This is a genomic window from Rhizobium sp. GN54, from assembly GCF_021026345.1.
Classification (GTDB): domain Bacteria; phylum Pseudomonadota; class Alphaproteobacteria; order Rhizobiales; family Rhizobiaceae; genus Mycoplana.
The window spans coordinates 1-3,434 of the sequence record NZ_JAJNCZ010000024.1 but is presented as its reverse complement, the minus strand read 5'-3'; the positions used below and the strand labels follow the sequence as shown (position 1 = coordinate 3,434).

General features: G+C 60.3%; 3 protein-coding genes and 1 tRNA gene. 3 read left to right on the top strand and 1 reads right to left on the bottom strand.

All coding sequences use genetic code 11. The annotated features are described in order from the left end of the window. Positions 1-109 precede the first annotated feature (109 nt). From LQK81_RS26140 to LQK81_RS26130, 3 genes are all read left to right on the top strand, one after another. Positions 110-364 carry a hypothetical protein gene (locus LQK81_RS26140; protein WP_230809316.1) on the top strand — a complete coding sequence of 85 codons (255 nt, stop codon included), beginning with the start codon at positions 110-112 and terminating at the stop codon, positions 362-364. A gap of 222 nt (positions 365-586) precedes the next feature. Continuing rightward, positions 587-1,426 carry a recombinase family protein gene (locus LQK81_RS26135; RefSeq protein ID WP_230809315.1) on the top strand — a complete coding sequence of 280 codons (840 nt, stop codon included), beginning with the start codon at positions 587-589 and terminating at the stop codon, positions 1,424-1,426. Positions 1,427-1,505: 79 nt separating this feature from the next. Then, positions 1,506-3,356: a recombinase family protein gene (locus LQK81_RS26130; RefSeq protein WP_230809317.1), complete on the top strand. Its 1,851-nt coding sequence runs from the start codon at positions 1,506-1,508 to the stop codon at positions 3,354-3,356. On the opposite strand, the gene LQK81_RS26125 is transcribed toward LQK81_RS26130, so the two are convergent. After that, positions 3,313-3,389: transfer RNA gene (locus tag LQK81_RS26125), tRNA-Met, on the bottom strand. The two genes, LQK81_RS26130 and LQK81_RS26125, sit on opposite strands and share 44 nt — an antisense overlap. Positions 3,390-3,434 lie beyond the last annotated feature (45 nt).

Below are 3,434 nucleotides of genomic sequence, written 5' to 3'. Positions count from 1 at the left end.
GCGCCCGCAGGCCCCTGCGCTAAATGGAGAGCTCCGGGCCTACGCGCGCTGACCCGATGCAACCAGAGGCAGGGGTCCCTTTTGGGAGCCGATAGGGGGGCCCGTTTCGATGCCGATTGACAAGAAGGGTGCGAGTTCCAAGCTCGACCGGCTTTTCCACGAGGCGATCAAGGCTGAGACCAACGCGGCGCGCGTGAAGATCACGCCGCACGAGGTGTTTGTAATTCGGCCCAATGAGATGGGTTGGTATTGGCTGGGCAGCCGCGAGAACGTCGAGGATCAGATCCTGATGCCTCGTTCGGACAACCGTCTTGCCGGCAACACCGACGCGGCCGCCGCCTATCGCGCGGCGATGGGGCACTAGCGACCTACGCGCGGCGAGCGTGATCGCGGCAATTATTGCCGCGCAAGACCATCTCGCCCCCAGTCCTCGATACGCTTCGACACGCAAGGCAGCTCGCTCGACGCTGCCCCCATCACGCACTTCCGCCGGACCATGATGGACCGGCGGGTGGCGCGGGCTCCCAAGCGATCCGCGCCAGGCTAACATGTCCCCCAAGTCATTTCGCAAGCTCGAGGAGCCCTCATGACCAAGAAAGTCCTGCTCTACCTCCGCAACTCGGCCGATACGCTGCGCACCACCTGCGCCGATTCGCAGCGCCATTTCGCCGAGACCTTCATCCGCAAGAACGGCTGGAAACTGGAACTGACCTGCCGTGACGAAGACATCGGCGAAGTCGCCTTCACGGCACAACCCGGTGTTCATAAGCTTCTGAACGAGATTGAGTTCGGATCGAGCGATATCGTCCTTTGCCATAAGCTAGATCGTCTCTGCTCGCGTCTTCCCGATGCAGCACGCCTGCTTCATGATCTCACAGTGAACGGCATGGAGCTTTGGGCGGCAGATCCCGGTATCCGGATCCAGACCAAGGATCTGATTGGCTATTATTGCAACGATCCGGGAAAGCCGCTTGCAGGTTTTCAGTATTTCGAGGAGATGCCTGATGGCCTCTATGACGTGAACGATCTTGTTCCGCTTCCCTACGGCTACCGCTACACCGGCGCCTATGATTCCAATGGAACGTATGTGTTCGGGTTTAAGGCCGGCGATAAGGAATGTGCCAAGGTCGTCCGTCGGATTTTCCGGATGTATGCGGACGGAATGTCGCCGGCAAAGATCGCGGAAGCCCTGAACGCTGAAGGCATCCCGGGCCCTCGTGGCGGCAAGTGGCGTGACACCACCATCCGCGGTGACCGCAATCGGCGAACCGGCATTCTCAATAACGAGATCTATATCGGCCGGTCCTGGGTACCGGGTCGTAATTACGACAGCGCCTATGCGACGCGAATCGTCAGCGATGAACTCTGGAGGCGCGTGAAGCTACGCCAGGGTTTGGCGGCGCGGGGCCCTGTGGGAACGCCGTAAGCTTTTTGCCCAGACATCACACTGGCCGGCGCTCCCGGCCAGTGTTCCCCATGATATTGTTTGAGACGGAATTCAGACCATGACCAAGAACGTTCTGTTCTATGCCCGCTACTCCACCGACCGCCAGAACGAGGTATCGATCGAGACACAGGTCGAACTCGGCAAGGCCTTCGTCGCCAACAAAGGCTGGAAGCTGGTGGAGACCTATGCGGATTCTGCTATCAGCGGGACCTCCTTCACATCGCGTCCGGGCATCCAGCAGGTCCTGGCTCATGTGAAGCGCGAGCGGATCGACGTGGTCCTCTGCGTCACGGCTGATCGCTTGTCGCGCGACGTGGAGCATAGCTCGAAGATCCTCAAGGAACTCAACTACCACGACACGGCGATCTGGACCGTGCAGGCTGGTCAGGAGATCAGCCATATGGAGCTGCATATGCGCTCCACGCTCAGCCATGAACTGGTCGAGCAGATCCGCTACCGCACCCGCGAAGGCATGAAGACGGCCGTGAAGAAGGGCAAGGCGTCGACCTGCCTCGCTTACGGCTACAAGCTGTCGCAGCAGCGCGATGCCAATGGTGACCGCATCCGAGGTCTGCGGGATGTCGATCCGGTCAAGGCGGAGATTGTTCGTCGCATCTATCAGCTCTATGCTGACGGGATGTCTCCGCGCGACATCGCGCACCTCCTTAACAATGAAGGCGTCCCCGGCCCGCGCGGCCGCAAGTGGCGCGATACGGCGATCCGCGGCCATGTCGGCCGTGGCACCGGCATTCTCAACAATGAGAGCTATATCGGCCGCATCGTCTGGAACCGGCGCCAGTACCGCAAGAACCCTCAGACGGAGAAGCGCACGGCCCGCGCCAATGATACGAGCGAATGGATCCTGACGGAGGTGCCGCAGATGCGCATCATCTCGGACGAACTGTGGAGCCGCGTCAAGGACCGGCAGAAGGAGATCGGGGAACTGTTCGACTTCGGGCAGAGCAACCGGCTGAATGCGACACACCGGCCGGAATATCTTCTGAGCCATCTTCTCGAATGCGATGAGTGCGGCGGCCCCTACGCGATTTCCGGCAAGGATCGCTATAGCTGCACCAACCGCAAGAAGCGCCTGCCGATCGACGAGCTTGGCGGCGCATGTTGCAGCAATAGCAAGACGATCATTCGTCAGGAACTGGAGAGCCGTGTACTGGACTGCCTGCCGGCAGCCTTCTTTGCCGAAGGCATCTTCGACACGCTGTCCGAGCGGAGCATTGCCTACGAGACGGCAAAACTCAAACGTCCGCTGGCCGAGCGCGACCAGTTGAAGCGCAAGCTCTCGGAACTGGAGGGCAAGCAGCAGAACATCATCCAGCAGATCAGTGACCGTGCGGCCGAAGGCCGCCCTCGCCTGCTGGCACTCGACGACACGCTTGACCGGCTGGAGGCAGAGCGCCAGACGCTGGAGAACGAGGTCGCCAATTTCACGGAAAGCGGCCCGGACATGATTGCCAAGATCGAGGAACTGCGCCGCCGGCATAATCCGGAAGAGACGGAGATGGCAATGCGTCAGTTCATGATGGTGGCCCGCAAGGGCAAGAACGAGGAAGCCAAACGCATGCTGATGCCGATCGTACGCCAGCTCGTCCAGAAGGTCGTCGTCGGCAAGACACCGGGCCACCAGCCGGCAAGCCTGCAGGTCCATGGCCTGATCGCGTCTATTCTCGCGCAGATGGACGTGCTCGACTACATGAAGAGCCGCTTCATCTCGGAGATCCATGAGGATTTCGTGGAGCGGCTGGAAGCCGGTGAGATCGACAGTGAGGAGAAGAAGGAGATGCTGCTCGACATTTACCGCGAGGAGTTGCTCGAGCGGTTCCCTCAATGGGAGAATTTGCAAATGTCGGTGGTTGCGGGGGCAGGATTTGAACCTGCGGCCTTCAGGTTATGAGCCTGACGAGCTACCGGGCTGCTCCACCCCGCGTTATCCGGTCTGTTCTGTTCGTTTTACCAAAGCAAAAGGGCCGCT

What these genes read in the sequence shown, in the direction of transcription:
- LQK81_RS26140 (WP_230809316.1), top strand. Translation starts at nt 110, where the DNA reads ATGCCGATTGACAAGAAGGGTGCGAGTTCCAAGCTCGACCGGCTTTTC.
- LQK81_RS26135 (WP_230809315.1), top strand. Translation starts at nt 587, where the DNA reads ATGACCAAGAAAGTCCTGCTCTACCTCCGCAACTCGGCCGATACGCTG.
- LQK81_RS26130 (WP_230809317.1), top strand. Translation starts at nt 1,506, where the DNA reads ATGACCAAGAACGTTCTGTTCTATGCCCGCTACTCCACCGACCGCCAG.